Annotated in this window: 16 protein-coding genes and 1 pseudogene; 5 read left to right on the plus strand and 12 right to left on the minus strand. The window is 61.9% G+C overall.

Features of this window, described 5'->3' with window-relative positions; translation table 11 throughout:
* Nucleotides 1-37: 37 nt before the first annotated feature.
* Together PQQ52_RS22010 and PQQ52_RS22015 are read right to left on the minus strand one after the other, a co-directional pair.
* Entirely contained in the window at nucleotides 38-1,111 is a 1,074-nt protein-coding gene (locus PQQ52_RS22010; protein WP_408215777.1) for a LysR family transcriptional regulator, read from the minus strand.
* 5 nt (nucleotides 1,112-1,116) lie between these two features.
* On the minus strand, nucleotides 1,117-2,100 hold the full coding sequence (locus tag PQQ52_RS22015) for an AraC-like ligand-binding domain-containing protein (protein ID WP_408215780.1): 984 nt from the start codon (nucleotides 2,098-2,100) through the stop codon (nucleotides 1,117-1,119).
* A 208-nt stretch (nucleotides 2,101-2,308) separates the two neighbouring features.
* Between PQQ52_RS22015 and PQQ52_RS22020 the strand changes: the two genes are divergently transcribed.
* Both PQQ52_RS22020 and PQQ52_RS22025 read left to right on the plus strand, forming a co-directional pair.
* Entirely contained in the window at nucleotides 2,309-3,415 is a 1,107-nt protein-coding gene (locus tag PQQ52_RS22020; RefSeq protein ID WP_408215783.1) for an NAD/NADP-dependent octopine/nopaline dehydrogenase family protein, read from the plus strand.
* On the plus strand, nucleotides 3,412-4,413 hold the full coding sequence (locus PQQ52_RS22025) for a 3-hydroxybutyryl-CoA dehydrogenase (protein WP_408215785.1): 1,002 nt from the start codon (nucleotides 3,412-3,414) through the stop codon (nucleotides 4,411-4,413). Before PQQ52_RS22020 ends, PQQ52_RS22025 begins: the two co-directional genes overlap by 4 nt.
* A gap of 75 nt (nucleotides 4,414-4,488) precedes the next feature.
* Here PQQ52_RS22025 and PQQ52_RS22030 read toward each other — a convergent pair whose 3' ends face one another.
* Nucleotides 4,489-6,855 carry a DNA polymerase II gene (locus PQQ52_RS22030; protein ID WP_408215787.1) on the minus strand — a complete coding sequence of 789 codons (2,367 nt, stop codon included), beginning with the start codon at nucleotides 6,853-6,855 and terminating at the stop codon, nucleotides 4,489-4,491.
* Between the two features lie 262 nt (nucleotides 6,856-7,117).
* Here PQQ52_RS22030 and PQQ52_RS22035 point away from each other — a divergent pair, with 262 nt between their 5' ends.
* Nucleotides 7,118-7,543 (plus strand): PRC-barrel domain-containing protein, encoded by a 426-nt coding sequence (locus PQQ52_RS22035; RefSeq protein ID WP_408215790.1) that lies wholly within the window; start codon nucleotides 7,118-7,120, stop codon nucleotides 7,541-7,543.
* A gap of 161 nt (nucleotides 7,544-7,704) precedes the next feature.
* Here the strand turns inward: PQQ52_RS22035 and PQQ52_RS22040 are convergent, their stop codons facing one another.
* From PQQ52_RS22040 to PQQ52_RS22050, 3 genes are read right to left on the minus strand one after another with little or no spacing between them, the layout of a single operon-like run.
* Complete coding sequence (locus PQQ52_RS22040) at nucleotides 7,705-8,715, minus strand: DUF2891 domain-containing protein (protein ID WP_408215793.1); 1,011 nt, start codon at nucleotides 8,713-8,715, stop codon at nucleotides 7,705-7,707.
* 10 nt (nucleotides 8,716-8,725) lie between these two features.
* Nucleotides 8,726-9,676 (minus strand): DUF979 domain-containing protein, encoded by a 951-nt coding sequence (locus PQQ52_RS22045; RefSeq protein WP_408215837.1) that lies wholly within the window; start codon nucleotides 9,674-9,676, stop codon nucleotides 8,726-8,728.
* The gene (locus tag PQQ52_RS22050) at nucleotides 9,676-10,383 is read right to left on the minus strand and encodes a DUF969 domain-containing protein (RefSeq protein WP_408215796.1); all 708 of its coding nucleotides are present in this window, start codon (nucleotides 10,381-10,383) and stop codon (nucleotides 9,676-9,678) included. The genes PQQ52_RS22045 and PQQ52_RS22050 overlap by 1 nt, the downstream gene beginning before the upstream one ends.
* Nucleotides 10,384-10,649: 266 nt before the next feature.
* Between PQQ52_RS22050 and PQQ52_RS22055 the strand changes: the two are divergent.
* Nucleotides 10,650-11,018, plus strand: a pseudogene (locus PQQ52_RS22055) (cupin domain-containing protein); the annotation flags it as partial.
* A 13-nt stretch (nucleotides 11,019-11,031) separates the two neighbouring features.
* Here the strand turns inward: PQQ52_RS22055 and PQQ52_RS22060 are convergent.
* The 4 genes from PQQ52_RS22060 to PQQ52_RS22075 are packed head-to-tail and all read right to left on the minus strand — an operon-like array spanning nucleotide 11,032 to nucleotide 15,413.
* A complete protein-coding gene (locus tag PQQ52_RS22060; protein ID WP_408215799.1) occupies nucleotides 11,032-12,483 on the minus strand; it encodes an amidohydrolase family protein in 1,452 nt (483 codons plus the stop codon).
* A gap of 34 nt (nucleotides 12,484-12,517) precedes the next feature.
* Nucleotides 12,518-13,714 (minus strand): amidohydrolase family protein, encoded by a 1,197-nt coding sequence (locus tag PQQ52_RS22065; protein ID WP_408215801.1) that lies wholly within the window; start codon nucleotides 13,712-13,714, stop codon nucleotides 12,518-12,520.
* Nucleotides 13,715-13,719: 5 nt separating this feature from the next.
* Nucleotides 13,720-15,198: a sodium:solute symporter family protein gene (locus PQQ52_RS22070; protein WP_408215804.1), complete on the minus strand. Its 1,479-nt coding sequence runs from the start codon at nucleotides 15,196-15,198 to the stop codon at nucleotides 13,720-13,722.
* Nucleotides 15,195-15,413, minus strand: coding sequence for a DUF3311 domain-containing protein (locus PQQ52_RS22075; RefSeq protein ID WP_408215807.1), 219 nt, complete (start codon nucleotides 15,411-15,413; stop codon nucleotides 15,195-15,197). Before PQQ52_RS22075 ends, PQQ52_RS22070 begins: the two co-directional genes overlap by 4 nt.
* Before the next feature lie 373 nt (nucleotides 15,414-15,786).
* Between PQQ52_RS22075 and PQQ52_RS22080 the strand changes: the two genes are divergently transcribed.
* Nucleotides 15,787-16,668 carry a LysR family transcriptional regulator gene (locus tag PQQ52_RS22080; RefSeq protein WP_408215810.1) on the plus strand — a complete coding sequence of 294 codons (882 nt, stop codon included), beginning with the start codon at nucleotides 15,787-15,789 and terminating at the stop codon, nucleotides 16,666-16,668.
* A 118-nt stretch (nucleotides 16,669-16,786) separates the two neighbouring features.
* Here the strand turns inward: PQQ52_RS22080 and PQQ52_RS22085 are convergent, their stop codons facing one another.
* Nucleotides 16,787-18,109 carry an NAD(P)/FAD-dependent oxidoreductase gene (locus PQQ52_RS22085; protein WP_408215813.1) on the minus strand — a complete coding sequence of 441 codons (1,323 nt, stop codon included), beginning with the start codon at nucleotides 18,107-18,109 and terminating at the stop codon, nucleotides 16,787-16,789.
* Complete coding sequence (locus PQQ52_RS22090) at nucleotides 18,109-19,401, minus strand: NAD(P)/FAD-dependent oxidoreductase (RefSeq protein WP_408215839.1); 1,293 nt, start codon at nucleotides 19,399-19,401, stop codon at nucleotides 18,109-18,111. The genes PQQ52_RS22085 and PQQ52_RS22090 overlap by 1 nt, the downstream gene beginning before the upstream one ends.
* Between the last annotated feature and the right edge of the window lie 73 nt (nucleotides 19,402-19,474).

Here is a 19,474-nt window from a genome sequence, read left to right on the forward strand (position 1 = left end):
GACGTGCTGATGGACCGGCGCGTCCCTTTTGACGCGTTCAGGCGCTACGTACGCCTTCCGGATTGAGATCGAGCGGCGCGCTGAGCCAGCTGTCGAAAGGCTCGCGCGCGCCGATCCGGAACAGCTCCATGAGCACACCGCGCAGCCATCGGTGGCCGGGATCGGCATCGAAACGGCGATGCCAGTAGGCGTTCACGGGCCACGTGAGCGCATCTTCGAGTTCGAACACGGCCGATTCACCGAGCGTGGAGAACGCGCGCGCAACAGTGCGCGGCAGAATCAGCGCGTAATCGCAGCGGCTCAGGATGGCCGGCACCACCATGAAGTTCGGCACGGCAATCCGCACGCGCGAGGTGAGCCCATAGCGTTCGAGCAGTTCGACCGATTGCGGGTGGGACGTCACCGCGATGAAGTGCAGTCCCGCGGGCACGTTCGCATTCAGCGTATAGCCTTCCCGCAGTTCGAACTGCTCCGCCACGCGCCGCGCCATCAGCAGCACATAGCGCTCCTGCAGCAGTTCGCTATGGTGAAAGTGGCTCGATGCATGCGGGAAATGCCCGAGCGCAAAGTCGATGCGACCCGATTCGAGCGCGACGTTGAACTGGCTGTCGTCGATCTGATGGGTTTCGATCACCACACCAGGCGCTCGTGTATCGAGTTCGCGCATCAGCGTCGGCAGAAACGCGGCTTCGGCGAAGTCGCTCATATGCAGGCGGAACACGCGGCGCGACGTGGCGGCGCGGAACTGCGCGCCTTCATCGAGCATGTCCTGGAGGATCTCCAGTACGCGATCGATTGAAATCGCGAGGCGCTGCGCGCGCGGCGTCGCTTCGACACCGCCGGGCGTACGCACGAATAGCGCGTCGCGAAACACAAGTCGCAGACGCGCGAGCGCGTGACTCACTGAAGGCTGCGTGATTCCCAGCCGCAACGCCGCGCGGCCGACGTTTTTCTCGATGTACACCGCGTGAAATGCCTTCAGCAGGTTCAGATCGAGGTCCCGCACGCGCGGCGCCCCGGCGGTGTCCGTGAAGGACAGCGGGTCATGTTCGTGCGGATCGGAAGCGGCGGAATCGGCAGAATTGACGGAGTCGGCGGGATCGGTCTGCATGGGCGTCAGTTGCGCAGCGTGCGCTTCGCGGTGGCCGATGGCAGGCAGCCGAAGCGCCGCGCGTACGCCTTGGCGAAATGTCCAAAGCTGTGCACGCCGTGCTCGATGAAAATATCAGTCACCGACCGTTCAGACTGCGTCTGTAGTGCGCGGTGCACGGCCTCGAGCCGCCGCTCACGGATATAGCCCCCCGGCGACGTATTGAGGAACTGGCTGAAACCGTTCTGTAGCGTGCGCGTTGAAACACCGGCGGCACGCGCCAAGGCGTCCATCCGCAGCGGCTCGTCGAGGTGGGCGTCGATATAGTCGCGCGCGCGGCGCACGTGGACCGGCAGTGGCGCAGAGGAGGCACGGGCCAGCGTCGCGCTGTACGAATGCGGCAACTGGCTGAGCAGAACAGTCATCAGCCACTGCGTGAGATCGCGGCCGAAGATCCGTTCCTGCGCGGGCTCGTCGAACTGGTCGCACAGATTGCACAGGTAGCGCAGTGTCGACAAGAAAACCGTGGTGCCCGTGTGTGCATTGTCGAAAGCGAGATCGAACACGAGCGGTTGTTTGACGCTGTCGTTCAACATCTCGGCGAGCTTGACTTCGAGCGCCTGCCGGTCGATCCGCAAGAGCAGGTTGCGGCATTCACGATCCGTGACGATGCGGCTCATCCGTGCGGGCGATGACACGCTCAGGCTCCCGGCCCGCAGCGAAACGCGTTCGCCACCGGATTCCAGCGCGCATTGGCCGCTGAGTGTGGTGCGAAACAGGTAGTGATTGCCGATGTCGCCGGCATCGATGTGGGTTTCGCTGCCGTAGTGGAGTTCGAGGAGCATTGCCTGATGGAGCGCGACGCCGTATAGCTCGGCGTTGAGCGGGCCGCGGTGCGCGACTTCCATCTTGTGCGGGCACAGCACCTGTGAGACTTCCCGCTCGATATCCTCGCGGGCGTGCGATGCGATCAGACGGTTACGGTTTCTGCGTGAAATCGCGATTTCCATTCATGGGCCTCGAAGCGGGGAGCGCGCTCATCATGCGATGGCCAATTTTTTCGCGCAAGAACGGATCGACCCGGATGGCGAGATTGTTCATCAGGCGCGCGACGGCGCGCTCATTGAGTTGCCGGATTTGAATGCGGCTTGCGCGCGGTGAAGCGTCTTTGTGCCGGCGACCCCGTAGTCTGACGATCATCGAACAAGGAGAAGTGTGATGAATGTCAGCGTACTGGGCGGGGGCCATGGCTGCTATGCGGCCGTGATCGACATGCTGGAAAAAGGCCATAACGTGACGTGGTGGCGCCGTGATACGGTCGCCGCGGCGCGGCTGCGCGAACTCGGCGCGCTCAAGGTCAAGGACTTTCGCGGCGAGCGGCGGGTGCCGATCGGCACGGAGCCGGGCGCGATCCGTCTCGCCGACGATCTTGCGGAAGCGGTGGAGGGCGCAGCGCTCATCGTGATTCCCCTGCCTTCAACGACGCACGAAGCGCTGGCGGCTCAACTGGCACCATTTCTGGCGGACCATCAGGTGGTGTTCCTGCCGCCCGGCACGTTCGGCAGCTATGTGTTCGCGAAGGCGATGCACGAGGCGGGCAATGCGCACGAGGTGGCTTTCGCGGAGACCGGCACGTTGCCGTACCTCGCACGAAAACATGGCGAAGACAATGTGGTGGTGAGCGCGTACGCCACGCGCCTGCCGAGCGGCGTCTTTCCCGCACGGTTTGCGACGTGGGCGGTTCCGGTGCTGCAGGCGGCCTATCCATCGGTCGAACCGATCGAGGACGCATTGAGCGGCGCCTTGATGAACGCGGGGCCGGTGATCCACCCGCCATTGATCATGATGAACGCCGGCCCGCTCGAGCACTTCGATGCCTGGGACATCCACAACGAAGGCACGCAACCGTCGATCCGCCGCGTAACCAGTGTGCTCGACGCCGAACGTATGGCGGTACGCGAGGCCCTCGGCTACGGTGCGCCGCATTTTCCGCTCGCCGACCATTACGCGAGCGAGGGCGACGAGTGGATGTACGGCCGTGGCGCGCACGGCAAGCTGACCGATAGCGGCGACTGGCGCGAGGATATCGATCTCAAGACGCACCGCTATATGCTCGAGGATACGCGGCTCGGTTTGTCGTTTCTCGTTTCGGCGGGACGCTGGGCCGGGGTGCCGACACCGGTCGCCGAAGGTCTGCTGAATCTGGCGAGCGCCGTATCGGAGCGCGACCTGTACGGCGAAGGCCGCACGCTCGAGCGGCTGGGCCTCGCGTCGCTTTCGCGCGGGGCGATGACCGCCTTGCTCGAACGGGGTTTCAACCAATGAGCGCGGCCGTCGAGATCCAGCACGTTCATATCCTCGGTGCGGGGCGGATGGGGCAAGGCATCGCGCTCGCGTTCGCTTATGCGGGCTTGCACGTGACGCTGATCGACTTCAAGGAACGCGACCCGGCCGCCCGTAGCGCCTTTGCGGCGGCTGCGCGTGGCGAGATCGTGCGGCAGTTGCAGACGCAGGTGGTGTTCGGCCGCATCAGCGAGGCGCAGGCCGTGGAGACGATGGCGCGCATCGTCATCGTGGATCGTGAGCGCGCGCGGGAAGGGCTTGCTGAAGGCGAGATCGTCTTCGAGGCCGTGCCGGAAGTGATGGAGGCCAAGCAGGTCGCGTTTGCCTGGCTCTGTGAGCACGCTGGGGCAGACGTGTTGTTTGCATCGACTACTTCCACGTTTCTGGTGACCGAGCTTCAGCAGGTGGTGGCGCATCCCGGGCGGCTTCTCAACGCGCACTGGCTCAACCCGGCTCACCTGATGCCGCTCGTCGAGGTCAGTCGTAGCGATGCCACGGCGAAAGAGACCGTTGAGCGCGTGGTCGCCTTGCTGCGCCGGGTCGGCAAGGTGCCGGTGGTGTGCGCGCCATCGGCGGGATACATCGTGCCACGCATCCAGGCACTGGCGATGAATGAGGCCGCGCGCATGGTCGAGGAGGGCGTGGCCAGCGCGGAAGACATCGATACGGCTATCCGTACCGGTTTCGGTTTGCGGTTTTCCGTGCTGGGTCTGCTCGAATTTATCGACTGGGGCGGCTGCGACATTCTCTACTATGCATCGCACTATCTGGCGCGGGCGATCGATCCACGCTTCCTGCCCGCCGCGATCGTCAGCGGCAACATGCAAGAAGGCCGCGATGGCCTGCGCGATGCGCGTGGCTTCTACGATTACGCGGATGTTGATGTGCCGGCGTATCTGCATAAACGGCTCGGTGAATTCAGCCGTTTGCTCGACAGCACGGGACTCGCGCCAGTATTTAATGCCGCGTTGAAAAGCTGAGCGGAGTCTGCGAACAATGCGCTTACGGTATTGGCCGGTACGAGGACCACCGAAGGCTGATTGCGAAAGCTGTTCTCAGAACAGCTGTTTCTGCCCCGAGATCAACGTCGTAAAGTCATCGCGCAAGAGTGGCAGGATCGCGTCAGCAACCGGTTGCAACTGCCGTGTCAGATAGTGTCCGTAGTCGATCGCCGAGCGCAGCGTTTCGAGCGGTTCCGGTCCGGCGGTTGTCATCACATAGCTGATCCAGCCGCCGTTCTGATATTGCAACGGACGGCCCTGTTGCCGGTTGAACTCATCGGCCACGCGTGCCGCGCGCACATGCGGCGGCACATTGCGCTCGTAATCGCCGAGTGACCGGCGCAAACGCTTGCGGTACACGAGCTGATCGTCCAGTTTTCCTGCCAGCGTATCGCGCACGTAGTCGCGTACATAGTCCTGATAGGGCAGTTTCCTGAATATTCGCCCATAGAGTTCCTGCTGGAACTGCTGGGCGAGCGGTGTCCAGTCGGTCCGCACTGTTTCGAGCCCTTTGTAGACGATCTCCTCGCTGCCGTCGGGCAGAACAGTCAGCCCGGCATAGCGTTTCTTGCTGCCTTCCTCGGCGCCGCGTATCGTCGGCATGAAGAAACGCTTGTAGTGCCGCTCGAATTGCAACTCGAGCGCGTTCTCGAGGCTGAAACGCTCTTGCAGGTTCTGCCGCCACCACGCGTTGATATGTTCAACGAGCGCCCGGCCGATGCGGCTCGCTTCTTCCTCGTTATGCGCGTGCTTTAGCCACACGAAAGTCGAATCCGTGTCGCCGTAAATGACCTCGTAGCCTTGCGCCTCGATCAGCTCACGCGTGGTGTGCATGATTTCATGCCCGCGCATGGTGATCGACGACGCGAGACGCGGGTCGAAGAACCGGCAGCCTGTGGATCCGAGCACGCCGTAAAAGGCGTTCATGATGATCTTCAGCGCCTGCGAAAGCGGCTTGTTGTGCTCGCGTTTGGCCGTTTCGCGCCCCTGCCAGACCTGGTCGACGATCGACGGCAAACAATGATGTGCGCGCGAGAATCGTGCGCCGAGAAAACCCGGCACCGATTGATCGTCGCCGGGGTTCAGTATGCCTTCCACGAGACCCAGCGGGTCGATCAGAAACGTCCGGATGATCGACGGGTACAGGCTCTTGTAGTCGAGTACCAGGACGGAATCGTAGAGGCCGGGCCGCGAATCCATCACGAAGCCGCCAGGGCTCGCGGCACCGGCAACGTCACCGAGATTCGGCGCGACATAGCCTTGCCGATGCATTCGCGGCATATACAGATGCGTGAACGCCGCGACCGACCCGCCGTTTCGGTCCGCAGGCAGGCCGGTGACCGTCGCGCGCTCCAGCAGGAACGGCAGCAATTCGGTCTTCGCAAAGATGCGCGTGACCAGCTCGCAATCTTTCAGGTTGTACTGCGCGAGCGCAGGTTTGTCCTCGTCGAAGCGGCGCTGGATTTCATCCATGCGCTGGTACGGATTGTCGATCGATTTGCCTTCGCCCAACACCGTGCGCGATACGTATTCGAGGCTGAACGATGGAAAACTCCACGTTGCGGACCGCAGCGCTTCGATACCGTCGATGATCCATCTTCCCGCGGCACCCGCGAAGAAGTGGTTCTGCTTGTGGCCGTGCTCGCGCCATTCCATCACTGCGCCGCCGCGGCCGAGTCGCAGCGGCACGCGATATTGTTCGGCATGCTGCTGCAGCACGCGCAGATCGAACTGCACGAGGTTCCAGCCGATGATCGCATCAGGGTCGTGCCGTTCCATCCACGTGTTCAGTTTTTCGAGCAACTGTGCGCGGGTTTCGCAGTATTCGAGGTCGAAATCGACACCGCTGGCGTCGCCGTTCGGCGGCCCGAGCATATACACCTGACGCTGCCCGCAACCTTCGAGCGCGATGGAATAGAGTTCGGCGTGCGCGCTGGTTTCGATATCGAGTGACACCAGCTTCAATGGCGGCCGGTAGTTCGTAGCCGGCTTCAACTCGCTGTTCAGAAGCGGGCTGTTATTCTGTGCATCGCCACCGAACCACACTGGCGCGGTGATGAAACGCTCCATCATGTAGCGCTCGGGCGGGAAAATGTCGGCCTCGTAGACATCGACGCCGCCTTGCTTCAGGCGTTTTTCGAAGCCCGTCAATTGCCGGTACTGCTGGCAGTAAAGCCCCATCACCGGCCGATGCTGGAAGTCGCGCAGATCGAGCGGGCGCAGATCGAGCGGCGCTTCACGGCGCAGGATCGTTTCGGCGCGCTCGCGGTGTTCGGCCGGAATGAACGCCACCGAAGGCTGGGGGCGCAGCCGGATGTGACGGGGCCCGCCGTCTGTTGCCAGCCAGAAATCCACTTCGGTGCCGGCGGGCGTATCCCGCCAATGTCGGGTCAGAATGAAACCCTGTTCAAGCTCAGTCAAACTTCCACCTCTAAACGGGCGTCATCGCCTGGTGCGATTTTACCGTTATGCGGTTGCTATCGCGGCTGTATTGGTGCGATCGCAACCGGGTTGACGCTGATGTAGCGATGCCGCCGCGGGACGGAAGGGCTGCAGAGAGACGGGGCCTCGCGGATGGCGGTCCGGATGCAGACGCGCCGCGTAGTCTGTATGATCGTTTTGCAGCGATTCCTTCGGCGCAGGCCATGCGCCGGTCAAGTCTACTAAGAACGGAGTAAACGATATGACTTTGAGCAAACTCGTTGTTGTGGTCGCGGTAGCTGCAACCAGCTTTGGTGCGCAGGCGCAAGTCGCCGGCACGCAACCCCTGAGCGTCACGGTCGAGCAGTCGAATGCGCTGCTGAGCGGCTGGAGTGTGAAGAAGAGCATTCTCGGCAAGGCCGTGTATAACGACCAGAACGAAAAGATCGGTTCGATCCGCGACCTGGTGGTTGCGCCCGATGGCTCGCTATCCGCAGCAATCGTCTCAGCCGGTGGATTTCTCGGCGTGGCGTCGCATGACGTAGCGGTGCCTGTCGCCGCGCTGGATATTCGTTCTGGGAATTTCTATCTGGCTGGCGCGACCAAGGACGCCTTGAAGGCGACCCCCGAGTTTCAGTACAACAAGGTTCAGACGCCGCCGAAGCCTAAAAAGCTGACTGGCCAGTAATGCGCGGAACCGGCGGATTCGCGGGCCGGGCTGCAACAGACGGCTCTTGAATCACGCAGCAAAAGAAAACGGCGCTCGCAGCGCGAATCGGTAGCTTGCCAGGACCGGTTCACGTTTGCGGCGCCGTTTTTGCCTTCAGTGAGGCCCTGTCAGACTATCGCTCACGCTTCCAGAGCGAGCGTGGCGAAGGTGCCCAGCCAGTGTTCACCCATGTAGTCGCCGGCTACGTGCGGCAGGGCGCTCTGAAGATGACGCTCGGCCGAATCGAACAGCGCTGTCCGGCGTATGTCGCCGGCGGGCAGCGCGCGCGCCAGCGACCGCTGGCACCACGCGCGGCTCAGATTCAGACCATCCAGGTGGGCGATCTTGCCGTCGGTACGATCGGTCACGGTGACGGGTTCGAACAGCGTAGCGGGCTTCTTCGCGCCAAGATCGGGCAGAAAGCGCCGGAACCATTCGACGAATTGCGCGGGAGGCAATACGCGCCGCATCAATTCCGCTTCCATCAGCGAAGGCGACAAGAATTCGTCGCCGGCCGGCTCCCATGCCTGACATGCGACATCGTTCAGAAACCAGCGCTCCGCTGTATTCACCAGCAGTGCTTCAAGTGATTCACGCGAAGTTTGCCGCGCGAAATCGAGCGTGAGCGCGAGCGCGAACGCCATGTTGAAGTGCGTGCCAACGCGCAACGGGTAGGTTGCCTTGGGTAGAAATTCCTCGAAGCGATCGACAAAGGCCTCGGTAAGCGGCGCAAAAGTCCTGGACCAGCGCGCGGCTTGCGATAGCTTCAGGGAATGAAGCTGCGCGCTCAGCGCGAGCAACCACGCCCAGCCGTACGGGCGCTCAAATCCGCGGTTGTGCGGCAGGTCGAGATACGCAAGCTCACCGGCCACATTCGCTTCAGTGAAATGCTCGTCGACCACCGCGACGATGCGTGCCGCTTCAGGCAGATCGGGAAATCGTTCGAGCAGATGCAGGATCAGCCAGTAGCCATGTACGCACGAATGCCAGTCGTAGCTGCCATAAAAAATCGGATGCAATGCACGCGGGCCCTGCACATCTTGCGGACCGGCGAGCGAGTGAGTCAGCTTGTTCGGATACTCACGTGTGAGATGGGCGAGCGCCAGATTGGCGAATCTGGAAGCGAATTCGGGGGTGAGTTGAACAGTCATCGGCGCCTCCTCAAAAGCGGAATACGAACAGATATAGCAGTATGGTATTGACGACCAGCAATAGTAAAGCAGTCGGCCACTGTGCCTTGATCACGCCGTTCTGGTCTTTCAGTTCCAGCAGCGCGGCGGGCACGATATTGAAGTTGGCGGCCATTGGCGTCATCAAAGTGCCGCAGAAGCCGCACAGCATGCCGATTGCGCCAAGGATAGCCGGGTTGCCGTGGAATTGATGCACGATCAATGGCAGGCCAATGCCGGCTGTCATGACCGGGAAAGCGGCGAAGGCATTGCCCATGATCATCGTGAAGATCGCCATGCCGAATGTATAAGCCGCGACCACCGCGAAAGCGGAGTCGACCGGAATCCACGTTTTCACGAGATCCGACATCACGTGACCCACGCCGGCAATCGCGAACAGCGCGCCGAGGGCGGCCAGCATCTGCGGCAGAATGGCGGCCCAACCCACGGTGTCCATGGTCTGCCGCGCATCTTTCAATGCGTGCACCGGCGAGTCGCGCAACATGAAAAGCGCCGCGCCAAAAGCGACTAACGTACCCAGTACGAGCGAAATCAGCGTGACGTTCTTCGGTTCAACGAACGGTACATATTTCAGTGTCAACGTGCCGAGCAAGGTAATGACCGGAATCAGCAGCGCCGGTATGAAAAGCCTGTTGCCGAAGCGCTGCGCGTTTGTTTCGCGGCGCGCGGCGGCTGCTTCGCTATTGCTGTCTGCTTTGCCTTTGCCGAGCTTGCCGGAACCGGCGATCAAGGCGAGTGCGATGGCGAGGCAACCGGTCACGAAATGCGGCAGTTCTCCGCCGAACATGAAGGTGATCGCATAGATGCCCCAGAACAGAAAATTGACGACGCGGCGCGGATTCGAGCGGTCCTGCAGATTAAAGAGCGCGAACGCGGCAAACATCAAACCGGCCAGCACGTAGAGGGATTCGAGTTTGATCATCATCGTGCGATACCTTGTCCCTGTGCCCGTTTGATTCCCAACGTATTCATCTTGTGCGACAGATTGCGGTCGAGCAGCATCAGGCGCACGGCATGAATCACGAGTGCGGCGATCGCGGTGGGAATCGCCCACACCGACACATGCAAGGGTTCGACCATGATGCCGTTCTGTTCGAGGAAGCCTTTGATCAGCAGGATCGACTGAATCGCGATGAAAATGTCTTCGCCGAAGAACACGGCAATGTTGTCGACCGCCGAAGCATTCGCGCGAATCTGCTGGCGCACCGCATCGGGCAATTCGCCATAGCGGTTCGCTGCGGCAGCCTCGGCCATCGGCGCGATCAGCGGGCGCACCATCTGCGCATGACCGCCGAGCGACGTCAGTCCAAGCGCGGCAGTGATCTGGCGAATCACGAAATACAGCATCAGCACGCGACCGGTGGTGGCGGCGTGCAAACGTGAAATCAGGTGCTTGGCCTGTTCTTTCAGGCCGTTGCGTTCGAGCAGCGCAATCACGGGCAGCGTGAGCCAGATCAGGCCCATGTAGCGGTTATCGGCGAATGCTTTGCCGAATGCGCTGACGATCTCCACGGGTTGCAGGCCGCCGGCAATGCCCGTGGCGATCCCCGCGATCGTCACCACCAGTAGCGCGTTGAAGCGCAATGCGAAGCCGAGTACGACGATCGGCACGCCAATCAAAACCCACATGCTGTTCTCCTGTGTCGCTGTTATGTCGTTTCTTTACTGCTGCGCGCGTTGCTCCGCATGGCTTGCCAGAGCCGGTTGCACTCGGACAGTGTCGGGTTGCGCCAGGTTGCAATAGCTCGCAGGCGACGAAATCTAACACGATAATTTATCGATAAATAGTCAGCAAAATGAAGTTTTCGGGTAAACGCCAGGGGGCGAGCGGTCACGCCGGGGACGCCGACGGCAGCCCGCTCAACCTTGCCGTACATGACGGTCGCTTTGTCGGCATCGAGCCGATCCCGATGCCCGGCACCGAGAGCCGTTGGGTGACGACGCGCTTCGTCGACATGAGACATGAACGACATGAACGACATGAACGACATGAACGACATGCACGTCAACATTGTCACGTTCCAGCCTTGCGGCGTGATCCGTTCGCCGAGACTCACGTGATGGAGCACGGCCTGTATGTGCTGGAAGGCAAAGCGGTTTATCGCTTGAATCAGGACTGGGTCGAAGTCGAGGCGGGTGACTTCATGTGGTTGCGCGCCTTTTGCCCACAAGCCTGCTATGCAGGCGGCCCCGACCGTTTCCGCTACCTGCTGTACAAAGACGTCAACCGGCATATGAAGTTGACGCTCAACGCACCACGATAAATCCGCTCCGGCCTCAATAATGGCTACGCTGCCACAGCGTTGGCGGCGTTTCCAGCAGATGGCGCAGACCTGCGCGGTCGAACGCGCGATCCGCGGCCGCCGACACCCGCTCGAGTATGTCTCCTTCGTCGACTGACAGCACCCGGTAGTTCTCCATCAGGATTTTGCCGCCGACCATCGTCATGCACACGTCGCCGGCATTCGCGAAGCAGGTGACGCGATGGACGGGCATATTCATCGGCATGAGGTGCGGCTTGTACAGGTCGACCAGAATGATGTCGGCCTGCTTGCCCACTTCCAGCGAACCGATCTCGTCGTCGAGCGTCAGCGCTTTGGCGGCGTCGATCGTGACCATTTCGAGCACCTTGCCGTGCGGCAGGATGTTCGGGTCACGAAAATGACGGCGGTGGTAGTGCATGCATTGCCACATGTGGCGGAACATGTCGTAACCGCGGTCGGGTGCCGCGCCATCCGAGCCGATCGCCACCGTCACGCCGGCATCGATGAGTTCCGGTACAGGACAACGTCCGATGATCGACATGATCGCGCTTGGGTTGTGCACGATCGAGGCGCCTGTCTCGACGCACGCAGCGATGTCCGCGGTGCTCAGATCGATGGCGTGCGACATGAACGACTTCGCGTTCAGCAGTCCCAGCTCGCGATGCGCGAAATCCAGCGAGCCGGTGCGATGGCCATCCTGCGTGAAGCTTAAACCGCGTTCGCCGGCCAACGCTGTGTACCGCTCGGCCTGACGCCGGAAGATAGGTTCGTGTGCTGCCTGCTCGGGATAGTGCTGCGGAGCATAGACGGGTAGCGTCAACGCAATCTGGATACGGCCGTTGGCGTCACCATGGCATGCGTCGATGATCTCTTTGCAAACCTCGTACATCTGCGCGAAATCGACATCGCGCGTCACGCTGCCGTTCGCTCCGTGCTGAGTGTAGGCACGTGGTTCGGGTGGGCGCGACGGACCGACCGCGACGATCGAGCGGGTCCCCGTCTTGACTACCGCGTCGCAGTGACGCCGCGCATACACGGGGTCGTCGACGCGCATGATCGAATCGCCGCCGCCGAGCAGCGATACGCCCGTTGTCACACCTGCCTTGAGGCGCTCCAGAGCGGCAAGATGCGATTCCATTTCCCAGAACGTTTCGTCCGATGCGCGCGTATAGATCGCCTCGCACGCCGCAGACCACGCATCGCCGTTCGCGCCACCGATCGTCCTGAGCATGGCGTGTCCAGCATGGGCGTGCGCGTCGATCAGGCCTGGCAGTACCGCTTTGCGGCGTGCGTCGATGATGCGGTCTGCCTGGTATTGCTGCGCGAGCACGCGGGTCTCTCCGACGGCGACGATGCGATCACCGCTGATGGCCACCGCGCCATCGTCGATGACGCGGCGCGTAGGATCGAGCGTGATGACGCAGCCGTGTTCTATGAGTATGTCTACCGGTTGCCTGTCGTTCATATGCGGGTTCTTCTTGTGGGGTATTCGCGCGCCGTTATGCCGCGTCGACCAGTTCGCCGTCGCGCCCGACGATGCGTCCGTTGGCCATGACCAGCTTGCGTCTGGGACGGGCGACCACGGCATGCGCGACGGATTCGGCATCGACCAGCACGAGGTCCGCGCGCGCGCCGACGCGCAGACCATAGTCGCTGAAACCGCAAGCTTGAGCGGCAGCGTTGCTCACGCAGTCGAATGCGATCGCGAGGTCGTCGTCGCGCCGCAAGTCGTAGCGCATGCCGATCAGCATTGCGCGCTCGAGCATGTCCGGTACGCCATACGGCGACCAGGTGTCGCGAATGCCGTCGTTGCCGCCAAAGATTGTGATGCCTTTGTCCCTGCAAATCTTGAGCGGAGGAACAGGGCGAGACGGCGGCGCGCTGGTCAGAAGCGCCACGCGCAGATGCGCTATCCGCTCGAGCAACGCGTCGCGTTCACGTTCCGGTAATGCGCCGAGGCAGAACGCGTGGCTGACGACCACCTGACCCTGCATGCCCAGCGCCTCGACGCGATCGAGCAGCAGTTTCAGCGTGAATGCGCCGACTTCACCGGGCTCGTGCAGATGGATATCGATCGGCTTGCGGTAGCGTTCCGCCAGCTCAAAGGTCGCGTTGAGCGAGGCAACGGGATCGCCGTCGATCAAGGCGGGATCGAGCGCGCCGAGTACGTCGGCACCTTCAGCGAGCGCGCTGCCGAGCAGTTCTACCGTGCCGGGACGGATCAACATCCCCGACTGGGGAAACGCGACGATCTGCATGTCCAGCACATCGCGCATCGTCTGCCGCGTGCCGATCACGCCTTCGAGATAACGCAATTGCGCGTCAGTATCGATGTCAACGTGGGTGCGCAGGCGCGTCGTGCCTGCCTGAACAAATGCCCGCGCCAGCGCGAGCGACTGGGTGGCCGCATCGTGTCCCGACGTCTTGCGCCATTCGCGCTCGTTGTTGATCCGGTCAATGAGTGCGGGGCCGACTTCGTTGCGATACCACGAACGGCCCCAGTTGCTTTTGTCGATGTGCGTGTGCCCTTCGACGAAGCCCGGCAGCAGCAACGCGCCGCCGCCGTCTTCGGCCAGCGCGCCAGGCTGCGCTTCGGCATGCGGCCCGAGCGCCTCGATGCGGCCGTCGGCGATGGATACGGAAACCGATTGGCCGTCAGCCAGCCGGACATTGGAGAGAAGAAGAGAGCGAGTCATGTTGGTTATGCCGATTCGACGGAAGTGGCGATACGGGCCCGCAGCGCGCGCTGCGCGGTGCTGATCGCGATGAACACCACGGCATTGGCGAACAGCGCGACGAGGCCCGTGTTGATGGAAGTGAAAGCGATGGGCGCGGCCGGGAAAACAGAGGCCAGCGTCATGCCGCGCCAGTTCACCAGCGCCAGCACGATCCCGCCTGCAAAGATACCGCCGAATGCCGCTTCCCGGGTGCCGAATGGGCGCTTCAGGAAACTCGAGGCGAGCATGGGCACCAGTTGTGTCAGCAGGCTCGACGAGAAGATTGCGAGCGCGACGAAGTTCGAGCCGCCGCGCAGCACGAAGTAGACGACGACCAGCGTGAACAGCGGCAACGCGATTCGCGCGACGCGCCCGACCTGCTGGTCGCTCGCCTGTGGTGCGAAGCCTTCGCGGTAGATGTTGCGGGCGATCATCGTCGACGCATTGAGCATGATCAGCGAGCCCGGCACCAATGCCGTGAGCAGACCGGCGCCGCCGACGATCCCAACAAACCACGACGGGAAAGTCTGCTTGACGAGCCGCAGCAGCGCGAGATCGGTTTGTGCGCCTTCGAGTCCGTGCACCGTCAATACCGCGGCGAAACCGACGAGGAACAGGAATGCGATCAACACCTGGTAGATCGGCATCAGCATGGTGTTCTTGCGCAGCGCCGACGCGTCGCGTGCCACGTAGACGGCCGTGAAGCCGTGCGGGTACAGGTAGTAGCCAAGCGACGTCAGCAGGAGTGTCGAGTTGTACCAGCTCAGATTGAAACCGCGCTCCGGCATGCGCAGCAGTTCCGGATGGACGGCGTCGATGCGCGCGAACATCTCGCCGAAGCCGCCGAAGTAATGCAGCGGCAAATAGGTGCCGAGAAAAATCGCGAGCCCGAGGATCAGCACATCCTTGAAGATCGCAATGCTTGCCGAACCGTGGATGCCCGATACGCTCATGTACAGGACCATCAGGGTCGCACTGATCCAGATGGCGGTGTCTTGCGAGATCGAACCGTATGACATCTCGGAGACGATAATGCCGAGACCGCGTAACTGGATGATCAGCAACGACACCATCGCGAATACGGCCACCACCGACACCAGCACGCCGATGGCGCGGCTGTTGTACTTCGACGCGAAATAATCGGCGAACGACACGAGGCCGTGTTCCTTCGCATAGCGCCAGATGGCGGGCAGCATCCAGTAACCGAACACGTACGCGAGGCAGCCGTACGACAGGATGTAGAACGCCGGTACTCCCTTGCTGTAGGTCCAGCCACTCGCGCCCAGAAACGAGAAGGTCGAGAAAGCCTCACCTGCCATTAGCAGGAAGGTAAGCAGCGACCCGAATCCGCGTCCGCCGACAGCCCATTGTTCCAGGCTGAACGTCTTGCCGCGACGCGCGTACAGGCCGACCGCCAGCGCGAAGAGGGCAAACAGAACGATGATGACGAGGGCCGGGTTCATTGTCCGTCTCCCGTGCGCTCGCCCGCGCGTGCCGCTTCGTCGCGGCTGTCGAGATAATAGATGAATGCGAGGATGGCGGCCGTTGCAGCCATCCAGAACAGATTCCACACAAGCAGAAACGGCAGGCCGAACAGGAGCGGCGTACTGGCGGCGAGTGTGCCGCCCGAATAGATGCCGATGAACGGCAGCGCGGCCAGCAGAAAACGAAGTTTCATAGGATCCTCCCGGCCGTGCCCGCCAGCATCATGCCTGCGTCGATGCCCACGGGTGGCTTCCTCCAACTGTTCGTCAACTGCGGTTTCTTCATGCCTGTCTCCGGGTATTTATCTCGTGATGGGGGCTTTTCTTTCGCTGACACGGCGGTGTCGCGTCGCGCTTTGCCCACCTTCGAGTTTTCTTGTCTGATGTCGAAGCGGAGTGGCCGGCCATTGAGAGGCCACCGAAATCACCGTATCGACAGCGCTTGATGTTATCCATCTCACCCGACATTCAGAAATTAAATGTTCGAATGCCTATCAGTTGAAAATCGAATACTATTGGTTAGAAATATGCCGTTATCAGGCGCTGCCTTGCCTGAATGGAGATTCGATGAAATCGAACGCCAAAGTACGTACACCGCTATTCGATCTGGATCTGCTCAAGGCCATCGTCATGGTGGCCGATTGCGGCACCTTTACGGCGGCCTCCGCACGGCTTCATTCCACGCAGTCCACCGTGAGCCAGAAAGTGCGGCGTCTGGAGGACATGGCAGGACACAAGCTTCTCGAGCGAGGCAGCCGTGACGTGAGTCCGACCGATGCCGGCGAAACGCTGCTCGCCTACGCGCGCCGGATGCTTGCGCTGAACGATGAAATGATCGAGGCGCTGTCGGGCGCGACGGTGGGGCTGACTGTCCGGCTGGGTGTGCCGGAGGATTTCGTCGGTGGGCCGACAACCCATATGCTCGCCGCGTTCAACCGCAAGCATCCGCAGGTGAAGCTGGAAGTGACCAGCGGATTGAGCCGCGACCTTGGCAGCAGCTATGATCGCGGTGACCTCGATCTGATCCTCGTGAAGCAGCGGCGCAACAGCCGCGAGGCCGTCGCGTGCTGGCCGGAGCAATTGAGGTGGATCGACAGTGCGAAGAACCCTTCGTTCCAGCTTGAACCAGTTCCCATCGTCGCGTTTCCCCCGCGGGGGCTTTATCGTGACGACATGACCAACGCGATCGAAGGACTCGGACGCCGCTGGCGGATGAGCTTTATCAGTTCGAGTTTGAGCGGAATCCAGGCGGCTGTTGCCGATGGTCTCGGCATCAGTCTTCTTCCCGCGCGCGCGGTGACGGCGGATCACGCCGTGCTGACACCGAAAAGCGGGCTGCCTTCAATCGAAACCATGGATATCGCGCTGCTTCATCGCCCGACCGCAGATGCCGCCGTCAAGGAACTTGCGCGCGCGTTGGCACGTATGTTCGGGCCGCAGCGACGATGAAGCATTCGAATGTCGGGGATTGAGGTCGGGGTTCTGGGCGCACGGCGTGTGCGGGGACTGCACAGGCACGATGGGCCGGATGCTAATAAAAGCACTCAATTCGTCGCCGAAAAACCGCCTAAAACAACTCAAGTATCCGGTGGTACATCATCCCGAGCTCTAACGCCGGCCCGCGCAAGGCCGGACCACCCGGAAAGCGCGCATGCCGCAGTTGCGCGAACAGATCGAAGGCTGCCGTCTCACCGGCCATGGCCTTTGCAATGACGCGACCTGCAATCCCGGTCAACGCCACGCCGTGCCCGGAAAAACCCTGCACGTAGAAGTAATTCGGATCGATCGAACCAAAATCCGGCGCGCGATTACGCGTGACGTCGACAAAACCGCCCCACGCATAGTCGATTCGCACATCGCCGAGTTGCGGGAACACGCCGATCATGCGCTCGCGAATCTCTTCGCCGAGTTGCACGGGTGATGCACCGGTCGAACTCGCCCGGCCGCCGAACAGCACGCGGTGATCAGCCGACAAGCGGAAGTAATCGAGGAAGAAGTTATTGTCGCAAATCGCCTCGCGTCCTTTGATCAACGCGTCGGCGCGTGCCTGGCCGAGCGGCTCCGTGGCGACGATATACGAGGCAATCGGCGCGATGCGCGCGGCCACCGGCGCGGGCAACACGTCGCCGATCGTTGCATTGCCGCATGCCGCGACGAACCGGCAGCGCACCTCGCCACTAGCAGTGCGCACGACAGGCCGTGCGCCGCGCACGACTTCGATCACCGGCGAATGCGCGAACAGTTGAGCACCTTCACGACGTGCTGCGTCGGCGAGGCCGAGACAGTATTTGAGCGGATGCAGATGGCCCGAAAACGGATCGTAGACGCCCGCCAGATAGCGTTTCGAAGCGACGCGTGAACGCACTTCATCGGTATCGAGCCATGCGAGTTTCGTGTAGCCCCAGCGTTGCGCGGCCGACTCCATCCACGAACGCAAATCCGGTACACGCTTCGGTTTTGTCGCCACCGTCAGATAACCGGAGGTGAAATCGCAATCGATGCCGTAGCGTTCGATGCGCTCGCGCACCAGGGCCACGCCTTCAACCGACATAGCCCATGCGGCGCGCGCACCGTCTAGCCCGAGTTGCCGCTCGATGACCTCGTCTTTCGCGAAACCCACCAGCGTTTGTCCACCGTTGCGGCCCGATGCGCCCCAACCCGGACGATGCGCATCGAGCACCACCACCGACAATCCACGCGCCCGGCATTCCAGCGCCACCGACAACCCCGAGAAGCCCGCGCCGATCACGCAGACATCGGCCTCCAGCGTGCCGTCGAGCACTGGATCGTCGGTCAGCGGCCGTGCGGCGCTCGCCTCGTAGTAGGAGTTGGCGATCAGCGCGTCGGCGCGGCGGTCGAGAGTATTAAAACCAGGAGTCGGAGCATTCATCAAAGCAGGTCCTTCATTCGATACCAGGCCATCGCAAGTACGAGGGCAGGGGTGCGCAGTGTAGCGCCGCCAGGAAAGTTGCGGTGACGAATCTTGCCGAACAGATCGAAGCGCGACGCCTGGCCGTCTATGGCCTCGGCGATCAGCTTGCCCGCGAGCCCGGTGGTGTTCACGCCGTGGCCGGAGAAACCCTGCGCGAAATACACTGTAGGCGACAGCCTGCCGAAATGCGGCGCGCGATTCATCGTGATGTCGACGAAACCGCCCCACGCATAGTCGATTTTGACATCGTCGAGCTGCGGGAAGGTCTTTAGCATATCGCGGCGCATCGCTTCGCCGAGGTTGCGCGGCGCGAGTTTGGAATAGCTGACTTTGCCGCCCCACAGCAGGCGATTGTCGGGGGCGGGGCGGAAATAATCGAGCACAAAGCGGCTGTCGCACACGGCCGCTTTCGCCGGCATCAGCGCTTCGGCACGATCGGGGTCGAGCGGTTCGGTGGCGATCACGTAGGTGCCGACCGGCATGATTTTGCTGGCGACGTCCGGTGCGAGTTGGCCGAGATAGGTATTACAGGCGAGCACGACGAATTGCGCCTGCACTTTGCCGCGCGCGGTTTCGGCCACGTGCCGACCGTTTTCCACACGCAACACGGTGACGCAACTGTCTTCGAAAATCTGTACGCCGGCCGCGCGTGCCGCGCGCGCCAGACCGAGCGTGTAATTCAACGGATGCAGATGGCCGCTGTCCGCATCGAACAATCCGCCGAGGTAGCGCTGCGATTGAACATAGTCGCCGACGCCATCGGCGTCGACATAACTGAAGCGGTCGTAACCGAAGCGTTTTTGCGCTTCGTCGCGCCATTTTTGTAGCGCATCTGTATCGCGCGGTTTGTTCGCCGCGGTCAAATAACCGATAGTCAGGTCGCAATCGATCTGGTGCTTCGCGACGCGCTCCTTGACGATATCCAGGGTTTCGAGCCCCATGTCCCAAACACGCTTCACGTCATCCGCGGGCATGAACTTCGCGAATGTATCGATATCGCAGGCAAAGCCGCCGATCAACTGGCCACCATTGCGGCCGCTCGCGGCCCATCCAACTTTCGACGCTTCGAGCACCGCGACCGAATGGCCGCGTTCGGCGAGATTCAACGCAGTCGAAATGCCGGTGAGGCCCGCGCCGATCACACAGACGTCGACGTTGAGTGTCTCTTCGAGCGGCGGATGGCGGGTGGTGTCGTTAGCGGTTGCTGCGTAATACGAGGTGACGTGAGGCTGGTTCGAGAATCGGAGCATAGGCAGAGCATGCAGAAGAGGCCTTGACGCGTGGCCCGCGATACAGCCGGGCCACGCGATGAGGCGGGTCGTT

Origin of the sequence: Paraburkholderia sediminicola (assembly GCF_046030555.1) — a bacterium.
GTDB classification, from domain to species: Bacteria; Pseudomonadota; Gammaproteobacteria; order Burkholderiales; family Burkholderiaceae; genus Paraburkholderia; species Paraburkholderia sediminicola_E.

Excerpts from the sequence above, each read along its gene's own strand:
- PQQ52_RS22010 (WP_408215777.1), bottom strand. The coding sequence starts at position 1,111 with ATGCAGACCGATCCCGCCGACTCCGTCAATTCTGCCGATTCCGCCGCT.
- PQQ52_RS22015 (WP_408215780.1), bottom strand. The coding sequence starts at position 2,100 with ATGGAAATCGCGATTTCACGCAGAAACCGTAACCGTCTGATCGCATCG.
- PQQ52_RS22020 (WP_408215783.1), top strand. The coding sequence starts at position 2,309 with ATGAATGTCAGCGTACTGGGCGGGGGCCATGGCTGCTATGCGGCCGTG.
- PQQ52_RS22025 (WP_408215785.1), top strand. The coding sequence starts at position 3,412 with ATGAGCGCGGCCGTCGAGATCCAGCACGTTCATATCCTCGGTGCGGGG.
- PQQ52_RS22035 (WP_408215790.1), top strand. The coding sequence starts at position 7,118 with ATGACTTTGAGCAAACTCGTTGTTGTGGTCGCGGTAGCTGCAACCAGC.
- PQQ52_RS22040 (WP_408215793.1), bottom strand. The coding sequence starts at position 8,715 with ATGACTGTTCAACTCACCCCCGAATTCGCTTCCAGATTCGCCAATCTG.
- PQQ52_RS22045 (WP_408215837.1), bottom strand. The coding sequence starts at position 9,676 with ATGATCAAACTCGAATCCCTCTACGTGCTGGCCGGTTTGATGTTTGCC.
- PQQ52_RS22050 (WP_408215796.1), bottom strand. The coding sequence starts at position 10,383 with ATGTGGGTTTTGATTGGCGTGCCGATCGTCGTACTCGGCTTCGCATTG.
- PQQ52_RS22060 (WP_408215799.1), bottom strand. The coding sequence starts at position 12,483 with ATGAACGACAGGCAACCGGTAGACATACTCATAGAACACGGCTGCGTC.
- PQQ52_RS22065 (WP_408215801.1), bottom strand. The coding sequence starts at position 13,714 with ATGACTCGCTCTCTTCTTCTCTCCAATGTCCGGCTGGCTGACGGCCAA.
- PQQ52_RS22070 (WP_408215804.1), bottom strand. The coding sequence starts at position 15,198 with ATGAACCCGGCCCTCGTCATCATCGTTCTGTTTGCCCTCTTCGCGCTG.
- PQQ52_RS22075 (WP_408215807.1), bottom strand. The coding sequence starts at position 15,413 with ATGAAACTTCGTTTTCTGCTGGCCGCGCTGCCGTTCATCGGCATCTAT.
- PQQ52_RS22080 (WP_408215810.1), top strand. The coding sequence starts at position 15,787 with ATGAAATCGAACGCCAAAGTACGTACACCGCTATTCGATCTGGATCTG.
- PQQ52_RS22085 (WP_408215813.1), bottom strand. The coding sequence starts at position 18,109 with ATGAATGCTCCGACTCCTGGTTTTAATACTCTCGACCGCCGCGCCGAC.
- PQQ52_RS22090 (WP_408215839.1), bottom strand. The coding sequence starts at position 19,401 with ATGCTCCGATTCTCGAACCAGCCTCACGTCACCTCGTATTACGCAGCA.